Origin of the sequence: Aidingimonas lacisalsi (assembly GCF_008079445.1) — a bacterium.
GTDB lineage: Bacteria > Pseudomonadota > Gammaproteobacteria > Pseudomonadales > Halomonadaceae > Aidingimonas > Aidingimonas lacisalsi.
In genome coordinates this window covers 95,902-114,331 of sequence record NZ_VRYH01000007.1, presented here as the reverse complement: position 1 = coordinate 114,331, position 18,430 = coordinate 95,902, and the positions used below count along the sequence as shown (strand labels likewise).

Annotated in this window: 13 protein-coding genes; 6 read left to right on the top strand and 7 right to left on the bottom strand. The window is 57.5% G+C overall.

Features of this window, described 5'->3' with window-relative positions:
* Positions 1 to 174: 174 nt before the first annotated feature.
* Together FVV99_RS15090 and FVV99_RS15085 are read left to right on the top strand one after the other, a co-directional pair.
* The gene (locus FVV99_RS15090) at positions 175 to 1,335 is read left to right on the top strand and encodes a L,D-transpeptidase family protein (protein WP_148254922.1); all 1,161 of its coding nucleotides are present in this window, start codon (positions 175 to 177) and stop codon (positions 1,333 to 1,335) included.
* 243 nt (positions 1,336 to 1,578) lie between these two features.
* A complete protein-coding gene (locus FVV99_RS15085; RefSeq protein ID WP_148254921.1) occupies positions 1,579 to 2,415 on the top strand; it encodes a helix-turn-helix transcriptional regulator in 837 nt (278 codons plus the stop codon).
* A 90-nt stretch (positions 2,416 to 2,505) separates the two neighbouring features.
* Here the strand turns inward: FVV99_RS15085 and FVV99_RS15080 are convergent, their stop codons facing one another.
* Positions 2,506 to 2,892, bottom strand: a complete 387-nt coding sequence (locus FVV99_RS15080; protein ID WP_148254920.1) for a histone-like nucleoid-structuring protein, MvaT/MvaU family — start codon at positions 2,890 to 2,892, stop codon at positions 2,506 to 2,508.
* 307 nt (positions 2,893 to 3,199) lie between these two features.
* On the opposite strand from FVV99_RS15080, the gene bioA reads away from it, so the two are divergent.
* A complete protein-coding gene (gene bioA, locus FVV99_RS15075) occupies positions 3,200 to 4,468 on the top strand; it encodes an adenosylmethionine--8-amino-7-oxononanoate transaminase (RefSeq protein ID WP_148254919.1) in 1,269 nt (422 codons plus the stop codon).
* A 93-nt stretch (positions 4,469 to 4,561) separates the two neighbouring features.
* Here the strand turns inward: bioA and rpsA are convergent, their stop codons facing one another.
* The 6 genes from rpsA to gyrA form a co-directional block, all read right to left on the bottom strand.
* A complete protein-coding gene (gene rpsA, locus FVV99_RS15070) occupies positions 4,562 to 6,241 on the bottom strand; it encodes a 30S ribosomal protein S1 (protein WP_148254918.1) in 1,680 nt (559 codons plus the stop codon).
* Between the two features lie 187 nt (positions 6,242 to 6,428).
* Positions 6,429 to 7,133, bottom strand: coding sequence for a (d)CMP kinase (gene cmk, locus FVV99_RS15065; RefSeq protein ID WP_148254917.1), 705 nt, complete (start codon positions 7,131 to 7,133; stop codon positions 6,429 to 6,431).
* Positions 7,130 to 9,373 carry a bifunctional prephenate dehydrogenase/3-phosphoshikimate 1-carboxyvinyltransferase gene (locus FVV99_RS15060; RefSeq protein WP_148254916.1) on the bottom strand — a complete coding sequence of 748 codons (2,244 nt, stop codon included), beginning with the start codon at positions 9,371 to 9,373 and terminating at the stop codon, positions 7,130 to 7,132. Before FVV99_RS15060 ends, cmk begins: the two co-directional genes overlap by 4 nt.
* 2 nt (positions 9,374 to 9,375) lie before the next feature.
* Entirely contained in the window at positions 9,376 to 10,467 is a 1,092-nt protein-coding gene (gene pheA, locus FVV99_RS15055) for a prephenate dehydratase (RefSeq protein ID WP_148254915.1), read from the bottom strand.
* A 100-nt stretch (positions 10,468 to 10,567) separates the two neighbouring features.
* Positions 10,568 to 11,668, bottom strand: a complete 1,101-nt coding sequence (serC, locus tag FVV99_RS15050; protein ID WP_148254914.1) for a 3-phosphoserine/phosphohydroxythreonine transaminase — start codon at positions 11,666 to 11,668, stop codon at positions 10,568 to 10,570.
* A 343-nt stretch (positions 11,669 to 12,011) separates the two neighbouring features.
* Positions 12,012 to 14,705 (bottom strand): DNA gyrase subunit A, encoded by a 2,694-nt coding sequence (gene gyrA / locus FVV99_RS15045; protein WP_148254913.1) that lies wholly within the window; start codon positions 14,703 to 14,705, stop codon positions 12,012 to 12,014.
* 194 nt (positions 14,706 to 14,899) lie between these two features.
* Between gyrA and FVV99_RS15040 the strand changes: the two genes are divergently transcribed.
* The 3 genes from FVV99_RS15040 to FVV99_RS15030 all read left to right on the top strand — a co-directional run bounded on the left by FVV99_RS15040 (position 14,900) and on the right by FVV99_RS15030 (position 18,405).
* A complete protein-coding gene (locus FVV99_RS15040; protein WP_148254912.1) occupies positions 14,900 to 15,907 on the top strand; it encodes a recombination-associated protein RdgC in 1,008 nt (335 codons plus the stop codon).
* Between the two features lie 17 nt (positions 15,908 to 15,924).
* Positions 15,925 to 17,082, top strand: coding sequence for a 1-acyl-sn-glycerol-3-phosphate acyltransferase (locus FVV99_RS15035; protein WP_148254911.1), 1,158 nt, complete (start codon positions 15,925 to 15,927; stop codon positions 17,080 to 17,082).
* 144 nt (positions 17,083 to 17,226) lie between these two features.
* Positions 17,227 to 18,405: a cation diffusion facilitator family transporter gene (locus FVV99_RS15030; protein ID WP_148254910.1), complete on the top strand. Its 1,179-nt coding sequence runs from the start codon at positions 17,227 to 17,229 to the stop codon at positions 18,403 to 18,405.
* The last annotated feature ends 25 nt before the right edge of the window (positions 18,406 to 18,430 follow it).

Here is an 18,430-nt window from a genome sequence, read left to right as displayed (position 1 = left end):
AACGCTTCCCGTAACGACATAACTCTCACCAACAACGAAAGCACGTTCCTACCATACCGACAGTGCAAAGTTCTGAGGGCCTGACTGAAGGTCCCCTCTCTAGGGCCAATGGCAGCACAACGGCTACAAATTCGATATACTCCGTATCAACACACACCGAGAAAGGGATAGTTCATGCCACGACTCAGGCAACGAATGCCAGGCCGGTTCTCTCTGCCCGGTCTTACTGGTGCTTTGTTGATCACGGCCCTGGTGGCATCGTCGCCCATGGCAGCCTGGGCCCAGGAGGAAGAAAAGGCCAGCCGGCCAGACGATGTTCCCGAGCAGGAAGAGAGCAGTACTCGACTTGTCTATCCGATCCCCGAGGATGGCGACGTCGTGGGAGAGATCAAGACGGTAATTGCCGACGAGGAAGATACCCTGATCGATATCGGACGCCAACATGGGCTCGGTTATGAGGAAATGCGGCGAGCCAACCCCGACCTCAGCATGTGGTATCCCGGCGAAGGCGCCGAGGTAGTTCTGCCGCAGAAATTCATTCTGCCCCCGGGGCCACGAGACGGGGTCGTCGTCAATCTGTCTGAACTGCGATTGTATTACTATCCCGACGTCGCTGAGGGAGAAACCCCGGTTGTCCAGACCTACCCGATCAGCGTCGGACGCGAAGGCTTTTCCACACCGCTGGGTGAAACCCGCACGACCATGAAGGTCAAGGATCCGTCCTGGTCACCACCGGCATCCATGCGCCGCGAAGCCGCCGAGCGTGGTGATCCACCCCCCGAGATCGTACCGCCGGGGCCGGATAACCCACTGGGTCGTCACGCCATTCTGCTGGATATTCCGGGCTATCTGCTACATGGTACCAACCGTCCCGATGGTGTTGGCATGCGTGTCAGCCGTGGCTGTATCCGGTTGTACCCTGAAAATATCGAATACCTGTATAACAACCTGCCCAACAACACGACAGTGCGCATCATCAATGAACCTTTCAAGGTGGGTTGGGATGGCGACATGCTCTACGTGCAGGCATATCCATTGCTGAAGGATGACGGTATCGCCTTCGAGCCGATCATCAATGCCGTCGATGCTGTCGACGCGGTCATGCAAGAGTCCGAGAAAGAAACGCCACCGGTCGATTACGCCCGTGTTCGCTATGCCATGGATAGCGCTAACGGCGAGCCGGAACCCGTTCTTAGCAGCGCTCCATTGCTGGTCGATATTGCTGCCGTCGAGGCACTGGGTCTGCGTACGGATTTCTTCCGCGAGCTCGATACCGAAGCAACCTGGTCGGACCTTCATTCCTTGTACGATGCGCTTGAATTGAGCAGGCGCTAGGTTAAAACACGAGCCCGCAATCATAAGGGAGAGGTCCATACAGACCTCTCCCTCTGTTTTCTCTCCCCTGCAAGACTCACTAGAATGTGCTTAAACGCTCATTCGTTCTAGCCAAACTTGCCTTAGCCTGTATCAACCCGTAATTAGGGGAGCTACAGGTGCATCACTACAATGAAAACACGCCCTGAAATTCAAAGGTGTAATCGGTTAACACCTGCTGAGATATGACGTAAGGGCCTGCTAATGCTTAATGACATGATGCGTGCCGAGATCTGGCTCCAGGAGCGACTGGGTTCTCGGGAGGGAATTGACGAACTGGCGGAACGACTTGGATATTCCGCCTCACAAGTTAGACGTAATTTCAAACACTGCTTTGGTGTCTCACCACGAGTGTATCGAGAAAAGCTCAGACTGGAACACGCAACCATGCTATTGGCGTTCAGTCAACGCAGTATCCAGAGTATTGCGCGACTCTGTGGCTATCAAAACCACTCCGCTTTCACTCGCACGTTTACTCAACGTTTTCAGACCACTCCAAGGCAATACCGTAACGAACAGCAGAATGCCTTGGAAACTCGGTTCCGAATGCAGAAACAAGAGTTCGACGTCACCATACATCGCTCGGAAGGATTGCAGACGATCGTCACTCGATTGTATGACGACCAGGGACTCGGCGATTCACCTCAACGTTGGCCATCGCGGACGTGCCTGTCGAACTTGCCCGAACGGTTGCTTGGCAATGCCTTCATTGCCGTCATTCACGGACATCCACTGAATGCGAAACTACAACGCGCCGACCTCGGTATCGCGGTTGATTCGAACACGGCCGAGGAGTTCGCTCCTCCCTTGCCTTTTCGCAAGCTCTCATTGCCTTACTCACGCTATGCCTCGGTCTGCATTCAGCATGCCGGGCAATGGCAGGACGCTCTGACTTACCTCCTGGCAACCAATTTACTGGAAGGAGAAGAGTGCATCAGTGGGCTGCCCATCAATCTGTGCTGGACAGGCATGAGCGGCCTCGACGAAGACGAACGACGAACGGAAACGCTGGAGATGCGACTCCCGTTGGTCGATCGATAGCCTGGATACAAGGATCGCCCCCACGGATGGAAGCGATCAGCATCAGCACGAGAAGGTGAATGCTACACAGACACCACAACCCCGAACGTATTACTGTTCGACACGAACCAGCCATGACTCGACAGTGTCGTGACCGTATTCATCTTTCCAGGCTTTCAAGGTTTTCTGATTTCCACCACGGGTTTCGACGACCTCGCCCGTATTGGGATTCTTGTAAATCTTCAGCTTGCGCTTGCGGCGCGTACCGCTGCCTCCGCTAGCCGCCGGCTTGTTACCACCCGATTTAGCCGTAGACTGCGGATCGAGCAATTCAATAACGTCAGCCGCACTCTTGTTGAACTCCGACATCAAGGCTTCCAGTTTTTCCTTGAACTCGAGCTCGGCTTTGAGACGCGGATCGTTCTGCAACTTCTCCAGCTGCTCGTTCAGTTCCTTTAACTTCTGCTCTTGCTGGAGGTACGTGCTAAGTAATGACATAAGTGCTATTTCCTTTCATATTCATATACGGGATGCGTGACTATTATTAACCTTATATGGACTCTTTGCCAAGAGGCCAATAAAACCATTTTTCCAGTTTATCAAAATCGTACCTATTCCGTTAACAATTTTCCATTGTCCAGACAATGCAGTTGACTGGCCATCTCTTTGATACATGCTATGCCGGCACGGCCGGGAGCGGGCTCTACCGAATGCCACACCTCTGCACATCGCCTAGTGAGTGAGCTGCATATCTGTTAATCTGTCAACCTGTTAATCATTATTAGTTAACAAAGAGGTTAACGACATGTCATCGTTATGGCACCCCTACACACAAATGCAGACCTCTCCTCCTCCTTCGACGGTAACGGGAGGTGATGGCCCCTATTTCATCCTGGAAGGGGGTGAACGCCTGCTCGATGCAACTTGCTCCTGGTGGTGCATGATTCATGGTTACCGACATCCGCGTCTCATCAAAGCGATCCAGTCGCAAGCCGACACGCTTTGCCATGTCATGTTGGGCGGGCTGACACATGAACCAGCAACACGACTTGCCGAAGCGCTTGTTCATGTCTCTCCCGATGGGCTCAATCACGTTTTCTTCTCCGATAGTGGGTCTGTCGGCATGGAAGTCGCCATGAAGATGGCCGTCCAGTATCAGGCCCAACGAGGGCGACCAGAGAAACGCAGAATGCTATCCCTGATGCGTGCCTACCATGGTGATACTAGCGGTTGCATGGCGGTATGCGACCCGGAAGAAGGCATGCATTCATTATTTGCCGGCTTTCTACCACGCCACCTTTTCGCTCCCGCCCCTACTGCACCGTTCGAGGCGACTCGGGAAGAGGCCGCCCACGATATCCAGGCGTTACGTTCGATGCTCGAAGCACATCACCATGAAATTGCGGCATTGTTGATGGAGCCACTGTTACAAGCGGCCGGCGGTCTCAACATGACCTCCCCCTTCTATGTACAAGCTGCCAGGGAACTGTGCGATGAATTCAATGTACTGCTGATATTCGACGAAGTCGCTACCGGCTTCGGGCGAACGGGGAAGAGGTTTGCAGCCGATCATGCCGCAGTGACACCGGATATCATGGTGCTTTCCAAGGGACTAACGGGGGGATACATCGGTCATGCTGCGACACTCGCCACCAGCGATGTCTATGATGCGTTTCTCAGCGACGACGATGATCATGCCTTCATGCATGGCCCGACCTTCATGGGCAACCCTCTGGCCTGTCGTGTCGCATTGGAAAGCTTGGCGGTCTTCGAGGAAGATGACTACCTGGGCAAGATCACGGACTTGAATGCTGTACTGTGCCAAGAACTTCTGGAAGCCGACGATTGGCACACTCACCCCGCCATCAGGGATGTCCGAGTGTTGGGAGCCACTGCGGCGATCGAAGTCAGTGAACCGGCGGTACTACAGGGCGTTCAGGAATATGCCCGTAAACAAGGTGTATGGATTCGCCCTTTCGGGCACTGGCTATACACCATGCCCGCCTATATAACGACACCGGAAGAGTTACGCCGTATCACGGACGTCATGAAAGGATGGTTCGACGGCGACTGATTCGAGTAACTGGTACCGGTATAGAAAAGCAAAGCGCCGCCCACATCGGGGCGGCGCTTTATCAGAGCCAGATTGTCTATCGACGAATGCCGATCAATCCTGCCCCATTTGCTGCTTGATCAGATCACCGATGGTGGTGGGACTATCGCTATCGCTTTCCTGCTGATCACGCAACTTGCTCATATTGCGGCGCGTCTCATCCTGATCCTTGGCCTTGATGGACAAGCTGATCTGACGATTCTTGCGATCCACACTGATAATACGAGCTTCGACGCTATCGCCTTCGTTCAAGGCGTTACGCGCGTCCTCGACCCGATCCGCGCTGATCTCGGAAGCTTTCAGAGTAGCGATGACATCCGTAGCGAGCTCGACCTGAGCTTCCTTGGCATCGACCTCGACAACACGACCGGTGACGATGGCGCCCTTGTCGTTGACAGCCAGGAACTCGGATACCGGATCGGTTTCGAGCTGCTTGATGCCGAGCGAAATACGCTCACGTTCCGGATCGATGGAGAGGATGACGGCTTCGGCTTCATCACCTTTCTTGAACTCGCGAACGGCTTCTTCGCCAGACTCGGTCCAGGAGATATCGGACAAGTGAACCAACCCATCGATACCGCCTTCCAGGCCGATGAAGATACCGAAGTCAGTGATCGACTTGATCGTACCGGAAACACGGTCACCCTTGTTGTAACGCGCGCTGAAGTCTTCCCACGGGTTGGTGGTGCACTGCTTGATACCCAGCGAGATACGACGACGTTCCTCGTCGATGTCCAGCACCATGACTTCCACGTCATCGCCGATCTGAACGACCTTGGACGGATGGATGTTCTTGTTGGTCCAATCCATTTCGGAAACGTGGACCAGCCCTTCGACACCTTCTTCGATCTCGGCAAAGCAGCCGTAATCGGTCAGGTTCGTCACTTGGGCGTTGACACGGGTACCTTCCGGATAACGGCCCTTGATGTTGACCCAGGGATCTTCACCGAGCTGTTTGAGACCCAGGGAAACGCGATTACGTTCGCGATCGAACTTGAGTACCTTGACGTTGATCTCGTCACCCACGGACACGATCTCGGACGGATGCTTGATACGCTTCCATGCCATGTCGGTGATGTGCAAGAGACCATCGACACCCCCCAGATCGACGAAGGCGCCGTAATCGGTGAGGTTCTTGACGATACCCTTGATCTGCTGGCCTTCCTGCAACGTCGAGAGCAGAGCTTCACGCTCGGCGCTATTCTCGGCCTCGAGAACGGCACGGCGAGATACGACCACATTGTTGCGTTTCGGATCGAGCTTGATGACCTTGAAATCCAGTTCTTTGTGCTCGAGGTGCGCGGTATCGCGAACCGGACGCACATCGACCAGAGAGCCAGGCAGGAAGGCACGGATGGAGTCGACATCGACAGTAAAGCCGCCCTTGACCTTGCCGTTGATCACGCCCTTGACAATCTCTTCTTTCTCGAAGGCCGCTTCCAGCCCTTTCCAGGCCTCGGCACGCTTGGCTTTTTCACGCGACAGGCGCGTTTCTCCGAAACCGTCCTCGACGGCTTCCAGGGCGACCTTGACTTCATCACCGACGCCAATGGTCAACTCACCATTCTCGTCGCGAAATTGGGCCGCGGGAATCTGACCTTCGGACTTCAATCCGGCATTGACGGTGATCCAGTCACCCTCGATGTCGACGACGGTCGCCATGACAATGGCGCCCGGCTCCATGTTGATGTCCTGAAGCGACTGTTCAAACAACTCAGCAAAGCTTTCGCTCATGATGTTCCTACGTGATCAACGTTGATAGCGGCTTACCGCCTTCTCTCCGCACCACCAGCAAGTACGGGCCTAGTTCACACTCTTCGGGGACGTTGGCGCTGGTTCAACCTGGCCGGGCTCTCTGCTTCCAATGAAAGGGGTGCCCAACCACGTCATGACGTCTTGCCGAAGCCTCCGCAAGCGTTCATCAGCCTTTCGGCATCATGCCCCGTTGGACAAGATAGGCCGTCAGTTGATCCACGACTTCCGGTATCGTCAGGTTCGTGGTATCCAGCTCGATGGCATCGCCTGCCGGTTCAAGCGGGGCTACACTGCGCTGACAATCTCGCGCATCACGCTCCTGGATCTCTTTTAAAAGACTCGGAAGACTAGCATTTTCACCGGCTTCCTGCAACTGAAGGTAACGACGGTTGGCACGTTCTTCCGCGCTTGCCGTCAGAAACACTTTCAGTGGCGCATCGGGAAACACGACGGTCCCCATATCGCGACCATCGGCGACCAGACCCGGCCAGGTGCGAAAATCCCGTTGCCGTTGCAACAGTGCTTGACGCACCGGTGGTAGCGCGGCAACGCATGAGGCCAGATTCCCCACCGTTTCCGATCGAAGCGCCGTCGTCACGTCGTCCCCCTCGAGCAATATCCGCGGGGCACCGTCCTCGACCAGAAACGCGACATCCAGCTCAGCCGCGATGCGGGACAACGAATCGGCATCCTCGACTGACGTATCGCGCTTGTACGCCGCCAGCGCCGTGAGACGATATAGTGCCCCCGAATCCAACAGATGCCACCCCAAACGCTCCGCAACCAAACGACTGATCGTTCCCTTGCCTGCGCCTCCCGGCCCATCGATGGCCACGACCGGAATCGACTGTTGGGATGCCGTTTCACTCATGACGCCTCCTCAACGACATGCATGCCAAGCCGTTTCACCAGATCGAGAAAGCCCGGAAACGAGGTCGCCACATTGGTACAGTCTTCGACCAGAATCTCATCGGCGGCTCTCAATCCCGCCACGGTGAACGCCATGGCGATACGATGATCGCCGAGGCTATCGACATGCCCACCGCCATAAAGCGGTCCATCGTCGGCGGTGTCGTCGGCTCGCCCAACGATATCGATACCGTCATCATGCACTCGATTCTCGACCCCCAGAGCCGTCAGCCCATCCGCCATGGCCTGGATTCGGTCGGATTCCTTGACGCGTAGTTCCTCGGCACCACGCAGCCGTGTCGTGCCCGAGGCGTTGGCGGCGGCAATGAACAAGGCCGGAAACTCATCGATGGCTAACGGCACTTGATCCGCAGGGATCTCGATTCCCTGAAGCGGCGCATAACGTACGCGAATGTCGGCGACGGGCTCTCCGCCGACTTCATGCTGATTGGCGAGCGTGAGATCGGCCCCCATCGCTTGCAGGATATTGATGACACCAATGCGCGTCGGGTTGATGCCGACATGCTCTAGTGTCAGGTCAGCGCCAGGCGTAATCGCGGCCGCAACCAGGAAAAACGCCGCCGACGAGATATCCGAAGGAACGTCGATGGGCCCTGCCAGTAGCTTGCCGCCACCCTGGAGCCAGGCCGTATCGCCTTCGCGCTCGACGCGGTAGCCGAACCCATTGAGCATCCTCTCGGTGTGATCGCGGGTCGGTGCCGGTTCCCGTACCCGAGTTTCACCCTGTGCATACATGCCGGCCAGCAACAGGCACGATTTCACCTGAGCACTGGCCATCGGCATGTCGTAGTCGATACCTTGCAGTGCTTGCCCTCCACGAATCATCAGCGGCGGACGCCCCCCCTCGGCTGTCTCGATCACGGCGCCCATTTCACGCAGCGGATCGGCCACCCGCCCCATCGGGCGTCTGGTCAACGACACATCGCCGGTCAACTCGGTATCGAATGCCTGACCTGCCAGCAAGCCGGCGAACAACCGCATCGCCGTGCCGGCGTTACCTACATAGAGAGGTCCGGCCGGCTTCTGCAGACCGTGCATGCCTACGCCGTGGATCGTCACGCGCCCCTGGTGCGGCCCTTCGATCGCCACCCCCATCTCACGAAATGCCTGTAACGTGGCCAGGCTGTCCTCGCCCTCGAGGAACCCCGTCACCTCGGTGATACCCTCGGCCAACGCGCCAAGCATGATCGAACGGTGCGAGACCGATTTATCACCGGGCACCCGAATACATCCAGAGGCACTGCCCCCGGGCGCCACCCGGTAACGACGCTTACTATGTTCCATGGTCTGATAACCTGCTTGATAACTCGTCTGGTTCAAGAGCGTGTCGAAATAGCGACGCGCATGGCTGGCACGATCGAACGTCGCCAGCATGGCATCACCGTCACCGGCCACCACGGCGTTACGCAGTCTCGCCACTCCGGATTCGAAATCATCCAGGGCGGCAAGCACGGCATCGCGATTGGCCATGAAAATATCCCGCCACATTACCGGATCGCTACCGGCGATGCGCGTAAAATCCCGAAATCCTCCCGCCGCATAGCGGAAAATTTCGAGTCGCTCATCCTGCCGGGCCAGTGTATCGACCAGTGAAAAAGCCAGTAGGTGCGGCAGATGGCTGGTTTGCGCCAATACCTGGTCGTGGTGCTCGATATCCATCGTCAAGACATCGGCGCCGCAGGAAACCCACAGAGCGCTAACACGGCGCAGCGCATCCGGGTCCGTATCATCATCCGGGGTCAGGATGACCTTATGATGACGATACAGTTCGGCATCGGATGCCTCGACGCCCGTTTTTTCGGAACCGGCGATCGGATGGCCGGGAACGAAACGACTCGGCAAGTCACCAAACGCCCGGATAGCGGCATCGCGGATCGCCCCCTTGGTGCTGCCGACATCGGTAATGATGGTTCGCTCATCCGATGAGACGGCCAAGCGGTTCAGCACCGCCTCCATGGCCATGACGGGCACTGCCAACACGACCAGCGAACACCCCGGCAGCAGGGGCTCAAGGTCCGTATCGCCACGATCGATGATCCCCATGGCGATGCCACGCTCGATTTCTTCTCTGTCACGGTCACACGCGAGGATCTCGCCCTGGAAGCCGTTTTGCTTGAGTGCAGCCGCCAGTGACCCACCTATCAACCCAAGTCCGACGATCAGGATGCGGGGTTCGCCCATGATCACAGTACGCCCATCGGGTAGGAACCCAACACCTTGAGTTCAGCCGCACGTAACCTGACTTCTTCCAGAACGGCAGCGACTTCCGGTTCGTCGCGATGCCCCTTGAAATCGATGAAGAAGACATAATTCCAGACACCGGTGCGTGACGGACGCGTTTCCAAACGTGTCAGGTCGATGTGATGGCGATGAAACGGCTCCAATAACTCATGCAGTGCGCCAGGCTGGTTACGCATTGCCACCACGATCGAGGTCTTGTCTTCGCCGGAAACCGGGACACTGTGATTGCCGATGATCAAGAAACGTGTCGAGTTATCCGGGCTATCCTCTATCTTCTCGGCAATCTTCTCCAGTTCATACAGCCTGGCAGCCATATCACCGGCTATTGCGGCACTATGCCACTCGGTCTTGACCAACTTGGCAGCCTCGGCATTGGACGCGACAGCCACACGTTCGGCATGAGGGTAATGCGCATCCAGCCATTTTCGGCATTGTGCAAAGGACTGAGGGTGAGAGTATATGCGTGACACCTTGTCCTTGAGCGTATTGCCGGAGACCAGCAAGTGGTGATGAATTCGCAGCACGACTTCACCACCGATCTGCATGGCGGAGTCCATGAAGGAATCCAGCGTATGGTTGACGACTCCCTCCGTAGAGTTTTCGACCGGTACGACACCATAGTTCGCCGCCCCCGCCTCCACTTCACGGAAAACGTCATCGATTGCGGCCATCGGCATACTGACCGCACTATGCCCGAAGTGCTTGAGTGCCGCTTGCTGCGTAAAGGTTCCTTCAGGCCCCAGGTACGCCACCTTGACCGGTTGCTCCAAGGCCAGACATGCGGACATGATTTCCCGAAACAACCGAGCCATTTCCTCGGAGTCCAGCGGCCCCTGGTTGAGCGCCATGATACGGCGCAATACCTGGGCTTCACGCTCGGGACGATAAAAGACGGTTCCCGGATCGTCCTGGGTCTTGATATCGGCCACCTGCTTGGCGCAACTAGCGCGCTCGCTGATCAGACCGAGAATATCGTCATCCAGTTGATCGATACGCTGACGAAGTTCGTCGAGTTTGGTGGGGGTGTCAGTCATTCGTTATTCCCCTGCTTTGAATATGCTTGAAAGCCGTAAGCCGGGATACTGCCAATACAAGGCTTTCTCACAGCTTATAGCATCTAACTCCGCGTAGGGATTACCCCCTTCGTTTCTCGAAGTCCGTCATGAATGCGATCAGCGTATCGACCGCCGCCTCGGGGACGGCATTATAGAGGCTGGCACGCATGCCGCCGACGCTGCGATGGCCGTTGAGATTCAATAATCCCGCTGCTTCCGCCTCATCAAGGAATGGCTGATTCAGGCGATCGTCGGCAAGCACGAAGGGAACGTTCATGCGTGAACGGTTGCCAGGCACGATCGGGTTAGAATAAAGACCGCTATTGTCGATCGCTGAATATAGCTTGCTGGCCTTGCGCTGATTGATGGCCCCCATGTTGGCGAGACCACCGACATCATGCTTCAGCCATTGAAAGACCAGACCCGCCAGGTACCACGCATACGTCGGTGGCGTATTCACCATTGAACCCGCTTCAGCCAGCGTCTTGTAATTGAACAAGCTTGGCATGTCCGCCCGGCCTCGATCGAGCAGATCATCCCGCACGATGACGACTGTCAATCCGGCCGGTCCAATGTTCTTCTGTGCACCCGCATAAATCACGCCATAGTCGGCAACATCAATGGGCGCGGAGAGGATCGACGATGACATGTCACAGACCACCGGCACACTGCTGTCACCGAGAGAACGCGGTTCCGGCACATAATCGAATGCCAGGCCACCGATCGTTTCGTTAGCCGTATAGTGCAAGTAGGCAGCATCGCTGGAGAGCTCGATATCCTCGGGCCGAGGAACGGCGGTCAAACGGTTCGATTCACTGGAGGCGGCAACATGGGCTCCTCCCAAGTGTTGCGCTTCGGCAATCGCTTTTTTGGCCCAGATGCCGGTATAGAGATAGTTGGGCGTTCCCCCCAGGCCAAGCAGGTTGTAGGGCACCATTGCGAACTGCATCGTCGCCCCACCTTGCAGAAACAGCACACGATAATTGGCCGGTATTTCCAGCAGGTCGCGAAGATCCTGCTCGGCACGCTCGGCAATGGCCACGAACTCGGGACTACGGTGGCTCATCTCCATGACCGACAGGCCGCGTCCCTGGTAGTCAAGCAACTCGTCTTTAGCACGTTCGAGCACGGCTTCCGGTAATGCCGCCGGCCCGGCACAGAAATTATAGTGACGTGTCATGTGTGTGAATCCCGATCCTCTTGTCGTTGCGTTATGATCCGCCCCTGATCCTGCCCTGGCGGTCTCCACCGGGCGCCTGATGGCGCCAATCGCGACTGAAGTCGCTCCTACCAACAACCAATACCGGTGTGGTGGGAGCGGTTTCAACCGCGATGCAGGGCGACAAGCCCTGCTCTGGTCACCTCCACCGGGCGCCTGACGACGCCATCGCGACTGAAGTCGCTCCTACCAACAACCAGTACCGGTGTGGTGGAAGCGGTTTCAACCGCGATGCAGGGCGACAAGCCCTGCTCTGGTCACCTCCACCGGGCGCCTGACGACGCCATCTCGACTGAAGTCGCTCCTACACCTTCGATGCGTCGTCGCTTTCGTCATCGCGACTCTCGATGATATCCGCGTCCACTGTCACCGCGTCTTCGTCACTCTCTTCGGGTTCGTCGATGCGTACGGTCTTGACCAACCGTTCTTCATTGCCAAGGCGGATCAACATGACGCCCTGGGTATTACGTGACGTGACCGAGACTTCATCGACCCGAGTACGGACCAGGGTTCCTCTATCGGTGATGAGCATCATTTCATCACTTGCATACACCTGCATGGCGGCTACCAGAGCCCCATTGCGTTCACTGGTCTGCATCGCGATCACGCCCTGACCACCGCGGCCCCGGAGCGGAAACTCTTCCAGCCGCGTGCGTTTGCCATAGCCATTTTCTGAGGCAGTGAGGATATAGACCTGCTCGCCATTCCCAGCCTCGGAGACCGCATTGCCATTCATGTCATCGTCGGCGTCCGCCTCGGCATCGATATTGCGCGATTTAGGGATGATCAGACTGATGACTTCGGCATCGCCCTGCAGGCGCATACCCCGCACGCCACGCGCCGTCCTGCCCATCGCTCGAACCTGCGATTCATCGAAACGGATTGCCTTGCCATTGGATGAGAGCAGCATGGCATGGTCGGTGCCGGAGGTAATCGCGGCACCCACCAGACGATCATCGTCTTCCAGGTCGATCGCAATCAACCCGACGCTACGGGGACGCGAGAACTGATTGAGCGAGGTACGTTTGACGGTACCCCGCGCCGTCGCAAAGAGGATGTAGCTATCCTGACGGTACTCGCGCACCGGTAGCATCGCCGAGATCGATTCGTCCTCATCCAGCGGCAACAAGTTGACCATCGGCTTGCCACGCGAACCACGGCTGGCAGCGGGCATTTCATAGACCTTGAGCCAGTAGACCTTGCCGCGATTGGAGAACAGCAGCACGGTATCGTGTGTCGATGCCACCAGCAGATGCTCGATGACGTCTTCATCCTTCATGCTGGTCGCCGACTTGCCGCGACCGCCGCGACGCTGGGCCTGATAGTCGGACAAGGGCTGTGTCTTGGCATAACCGCTGCGCGAGATGGTGACGACCATATCCTCTTCAGCGATCAAATCTGCGATACTCAGATCTAGGTGACTGGCCTGAATGACGGTGCGCCGCTGGTCCCCGAACTGCTCTCGAACGGCTGCCAATTCTTCGCGGATGACCTGGAGAAGACGATCGGCGGATGCCAGGATGTCCGTGAGTTCGGCGATCTTCTCGAGAATACCGAGATATTCGTTGAGCAGCTTTTCGGTTTCCAGGCCGGTCAAACGATGCAGACGGAGTTCGAGAATGGCTTGCGCCTGGGCAGGTGACAGTCGGTACTCCTTCCCAGCTTCGTCGAGGCCGTAACCGACGTCCAGATCCTCTGGCTTGCACGAATAGGCACCGGCCCGCTCGAGCATGTCGGTCACTTGTCCTGGCTGCCAATTCCGGGCGAGCAGCTTCTCCTTGGCCTCGGCAGCCGACGGCGAGGCCTTGATCAACTCGATTACTTCATCGATGTTGGAAATCGCGACGGCCAGACCTTCGAGGATATGCCCTCGCTCCCGCGCCTTGCGCAATTCATACAGGGTACGACGAGTGACCACTTCACGCCGATGGCGGATGAAAGCCTCGAGCATGTCCTTGAGATTGAGCGTCTTCGGCTGCCCTTCGTCGAGCGCAACCATATTGATCCCGAAGACGTTCTGGAGCTGGGTCTGGGCGAACAGGTTATTGACCACGACTTCACCCGATTCGCCGCGCTTGACCTCGATCACGACGCGCAGGCCATCCTTGTCCGACTCGTCACGCAGTTCCGCGATACCATCGATGCGCTTGTCCTTGACGAGCTCGGCGATCTTCTCGATCAGCCGCGCCTTGTTCACCTGGTATGGCAGCTCATCGACGATGATATGGTCGCGCCCGGTCTTTTCGTCATGCTCGATGGTATGACGCGCTCGGACGTAAATCCGCCCGCGACCGGTGCGGTAGGCATCCAGGATACCGGCCCGGCCATTGATGATGCCTCCGGTGGGGAAATCCGGCCCCGGCACGTACTCCATCAGATCATCGACCGATAGCGTATGATCGTCGATCAACGCAAGACAGGCCTCGATGATCTCTCTCATGTTGTGCGGCGGGATATTCGTCGCCATACCGACCGCAATGCCGGACGACCCATTGATCAGCAGATTGGGAATCCGGGTCGGCAGCACCTCGGGGATGCGCTCGGTGCCATCATAGTTGTCGACCCAGTCGACGGTATCTTTCTCGAGATCGGCCAGCAGCTCATGCGAGAGCTTGGCCATGCGAACCTCGGTGTAACGCATCGCTGCCGCATTGTCGCCATCGATGGAACCGAAATTGCCTTGACCATCGACCAGCACATGGCGCATCGAGAAGTCCTGCGCCATGCGCACGATGGTGTCATAGACCGCGCTGTCTCCATGCGGGTGATACTTACCGATGACATCACCCACGACACGTGCGGACTTCTTGTAAGGTTTATTCCAATCATTACCGAGCTCATGCATGGCGAAAAGCACTCGCCGATGCACCGGTTTCAAGCCGTCACGGACATCGGGCAGTGCCCGACCGATAATCACGCTCATGGCGTAATCGAGATACGACTGCTTGAGCTCGTCCTCGATATTGACTGGCAGAATCTCTCTGGCGATGTCACCCATGGGTCGTCAAATCCTTTGCACTGCGACAGGTCGGCGCTACAAGGATGCGTTCACTCATCTCGTAACGGCAAACCAGGATTATATCATTCACTGAACCGCAAAGGCAGCCGCTACCACCGTCGAAAACAACCGGCCCTAGCACCCAGCGGTGGCTTTCGCCATAATATGCGTTCCTTTTTCAATCGAGACAGCCCATGTGGTTCAAGCACTTGCACCTTTATCGCCTGCATGACGCTCCGGTGATACCGCTGGCAACGCTCGAAGACGTCCTTGCCGAGCATGCTTCGCGGCCACTGGGCAACCATGATGCACGCCGCATCGGTTGGTGCTCGCCAGGCGGGCGTACCGACACACGTTATGCGCATGAACTGCAGGGACATCGGCTACTCTCGGCCCAACGCCAGGAACGGCTACTGCCCGCCAGCATCGTGCGCGAAGAAGTCGAAGAGCGTACCGCCGACCGCGAGCGTGCGGAGGGCGCCCCACTACCGCGCAAGGAGAAACAGGCCATCAAGGAACAGGTCTACGAGGAGTTATTGCCGCAAGCCTTCGTACGCCGGCAACGCGTGGATCTATGGTGGGATACGCAACGCTCCCTGATCGGTGTCAACGCCAGTAGTGCCAAGCGCGCCGAAGAAGTCCTTGACTTGCTGCGCCAGACACTGGGTAGCCTCAAGGTCACGCCCCTTGCGACGCAGACACTGCCGATCCGTGCCATGACCGAATGGCTGCACGACCCCGCCAGTCGCCCTGCCGATCTACGTCTGGGAGACCAGCTCGAACTCCAATCATCCGACGATGAGGGCGTTCTACGCGCACGGCGTGTCGATCTCGACAGTGAAGAGATATTATCTCTGCTCTCGGGAGGCCGCCAGGCAACGCGACTGGCAATCGACATCGAAGACCGAGTATCGCTGATGCTTCATGATGATCTGGCACTCAAGTCGCTGCGCTTTGCCGATGCCTTGATCGATGAAGCCTCACAAGCCGATGATGGGGACGATGCCATTCAACGTCTGGAAACCGACTTCATCCTGATGGCGCAGACCCTGGCGGAAGCCACAGACCAACTGATCGCCTGGCTGGGTGGAGAAGCCAGTACCGATGGCACCTCAGGCGGCAACGCTGCCATTACGGAACGTAACGACAGCGCCATGCCGCATACCCACCATGACAACACCAGCGTAACGCCTTTAACGTGACTTCATCATCGCCATCCATGACGCCAGCAAACAGTTTCGACGACATTCGTCCCTACCGCGACGACGAAGTGGCCGACGTCCTGTCGCGCCTAGCCCATGATGCCGAGTTACTCGATGCCTTGACGCAGTACAAGTTGCCCAGATTGGCGCGATTCGCGCCCAGACTGGCAAGAGCCATCGCCAGTATGGCGGTACGACGCGAGATGCGTGGCGTCGAGAGCATCCGCGATTTTCAGTTGCGGATTGCGGGATACATGCAGCGCATGATTCGCACAAGCACGACGGCGTTCGATGTCGCAGGTGTCGAGCAGTTATCTCCCGATAGCGCCTACCTCTTCATCAGCAACCATCGCGATATCGCCCTCGATCCGGCCTTCGTCAACTACGCCCTATATCAATCGGGCCGCAATACCGTGCGCATCGCCATCGGTGACAACCTATTGCAGAAGCCCTATGTCACGGATCTGATGCGCCTGAACAAGAGCTTCATCGTCCCGCGTTCGGCCAAGGGCAAACGCGAAATGCTGGCCGCCTACCAGACGCTATCGCGCTACATTCGCCACTCGGTCCTCGAGGACAACCACTCAGTGTGGTTGGCTCAACGCGAAGGACGCGCTAAAAGCGGCATCGACCAGACCGATCCGGCCATCGTCAAGATGCTGACCATGGCGCGGCGTCAAGCAGACCGACAAGCCAGTCTGGGAGAGGCTATCGCAGAACTGCGCATCGTGCCGGTGTCGATCAGTTACGAGTACGACCCCTGCGCACTACAGAAAGCGCGCGAGCTATACGCCATGCATTCCGAAGGCCGCTACCAGAAAGTCGAATTCGAAGACATCCTTTCCATCGTTGCCGGAATCACGGGTGACAAAGGACGAATCCAGTTGACCTTTGGCACCCCACTGGATGGCAATGCCGAGTCTCCCGAAGACGCGGCAGCCGCTATCGACCGCCAAGTGTTACGCGGATACCGGTTGTTCCCGAGCCACCAACTGGCGCTGGAAGCCAGTGGCCTGGCTCCGGACCTGGTCGATCTCAGCGAAGTCACCGAAGCCGACCGATTGCATTTTTCCGAACGCCTGGCCGAGGTGCCCACGCATCTGCGGGAATGGTGGCTGGCTCAATACGCGAATCCGGCACTCAATCGCGCCGGGCGCCTGACTCCCCGAGAGTGACACCGTGGCAGGCAACCAGCATGACGCACGCCTTCGCGAAGACGATGAAAACCTTTACAATACACTCAAGTATTTCGAGGGCCGTATTTCATGGATAGAATACTCCCTTCCTGACAGTCAGCTCGAGATCGAGGACCCCCTCTGATGGGAAGTCTCAGTGCACACAACCTCAGCCCCGCCCACACGCGTCAAGCCCATCGGGTCACGCTGATAGGGGCAGTCATCGATGCCGCACTGGGTGTCGCCAAGGTCATCACTGGCATCATGGTCGGCTCGGCTGCCTTGATCGCCGACGGCATTCACTCGTTTTCCGATCTCGTCACCGATGCCATGGTGCTGATCGCCACCCATTTCGGCCGTCAGGAACCCGATCGCAATCATCCTTATGGACACGGCCGCATCGAAACGCTGGCCACTCTGTGGCTCGGCAGCGTACTGATCTTCGTGGCAGGCGGTATCGCCTGGGCCAGCCTGTCGCGCCTGTTCGCCGGCACACCGATTCCCGCCCCCGGCCAGTGGGCCATCATCCTCGCTGCCATCGCCTTGATCGCCAAGGAGTGGATCTTTCACTATACCTTGCGAGTCGCCAAGCGTGTTCGCTCTCGGCTACTGGAAGCCAATGCCTGGCACTCCCGCTCCGATGCCCTCTCCAGCATCGTGGTGCTGATCGGCCTGGTGGGCGCCCAGTTCGGTGTCGGATGGCTGGATGGCGTCGCCGCCATCATCGTCGGCCTGCTGGTCGGTAAGATCGGCTGGGACCTGCTCTGGGATGCGGGACACGAGCTGGTCGATACCGCCTTGCCCATCGAGCAGCAACGCCGCATGCAGGACACCGTCACCAGCGTCCCGGGCGTCGATAGCGTTCATGAAATGCGCACACGCACGATCGGTGGTCGCGTCCTGCTCGACATGCACCTCGTGGTGTCCCCGCGCATTTCCGTCTCCGAGGCGCATGAGGTAGGCAACCAGGCACACAGGGATCTGCATGACGCCTTCCCGCGCCTGACCGACGTGACGTTTCATATCGATCCCGAAGACGATTCCGACGTGCCGGATATCGAGCAGCGCCCCGGCCTGCCTCTTCGTGATGACGTCGAGGTGGCCCTGGAAGCACGTTGGGGCCACCTACCCGCCTGGCAGCAACGCATCGACCTGGGCCTGCACTATCTCGACGACAAGATCGAACTCTCCCTGTATATCCCCGATACCCTCGTCGTCAATGGCCATTCATTACAGCACATGGCAGACGAACTGCGTGAAGCTGCCAGGGATTTAGGTTGGCTCGGCCAACTACGGCTGTGGCAAGGCAACAGTAGTAGCTGATAAATTACGTTGACGCACTGTCTGA

Excerpts from the sequence above, each read along its gene's own strand:
- rpsA (WP_148254918.1), bottom strand. The coding sequence starts at position 6,241 with ATGAGCGAAAGCTTTGCTGAGTTGTTTGAACAGTCGCTTCAGGACATC.
- pheA (WP_148254915.1), bottom strand. The coding sequence starts at position 10,467 with ATGACTGACACCCCCACCAAACTCGACGAACTTCGTCAGCGTATCGAT.
- FVV99_RS15030 (WP_148254910.1), top strand. The coding sequence starts at position 17,227 with ATGGGAAGTCTCAGTGCACACAACCTCAGCCCCGCCCACACGCGTCAA.
- FVV99_RS15090 (WP_148254922.1), top strand. The coding sequence starts at position 175 with ATGCCACGACTCAGGCAACGAATGCCAGGCCGGTTCTCTCTGCCCGGT.
- FVV99_RS15060 (WP_148254916.1), bottom strand. The coding sequence starts at position 9,373 with ATGGGCGAACCCCGCATCCTGATCGTCGGACTTGGGTTGATAGGTGGG.
- cmk (WP_148254917.1), bottom strand. The coding sequence starts at position 7,133 with ATGAGTGAAACGGCATCCCAACAGTCGATTCCGGTCGTGGCCATCGAT.
- serC (WP_148254914.1), bottom strand. The coding sequence starts at position 11,668 with ATGACACGTCACTATAATTTCTGTGCCGGGCCGGCGGCATTACCGGAA.
- FVV99_RS15040 (WP_148254912.1), top strand. The coding sequence starts at position 14,900 with ATGTGGTTCAAGCACTTGCACCTTTATCGCCTGCATGACGCTCCGGTG.
- FVV99_RS15080 (WP_148254920.1), bottom strand. The coding sequence starts at position 2,892 with ATGTCATTACTTAGCACGTACCTCCAGCAAGAGCAGAAGTTAAAGGAA.
- gyrA (WP_148254913.1), bottom strand. The coding sequence starts at position 14,705 with ATGGGTGACATCGCCAGAGAGATTCTGCCAGTCAATATCGAGGACGAG.
- FVV99_RS15085 (WP_148254921.1), top strand. The coding sequence starts at position 1,579 with ATGCTTAATGACATGATGCGTGCCGAGATCTGGCTCCAGGAGCGACTG.
- bioA (WP_148254919.1), top strand. The coding sequence starts at position 3,200 with ATGTCATCGTTATGGCACCCCTACACACAAATGCAGACCTCTCCTCCT.
- FVV99_RS15035 (WP_148254911.1), top strand. The coding sequence starts at position 15,925 with ATGACGCCAGCAAACAGTTTCGACGACATTCGTCCCTACCGCGACGAC.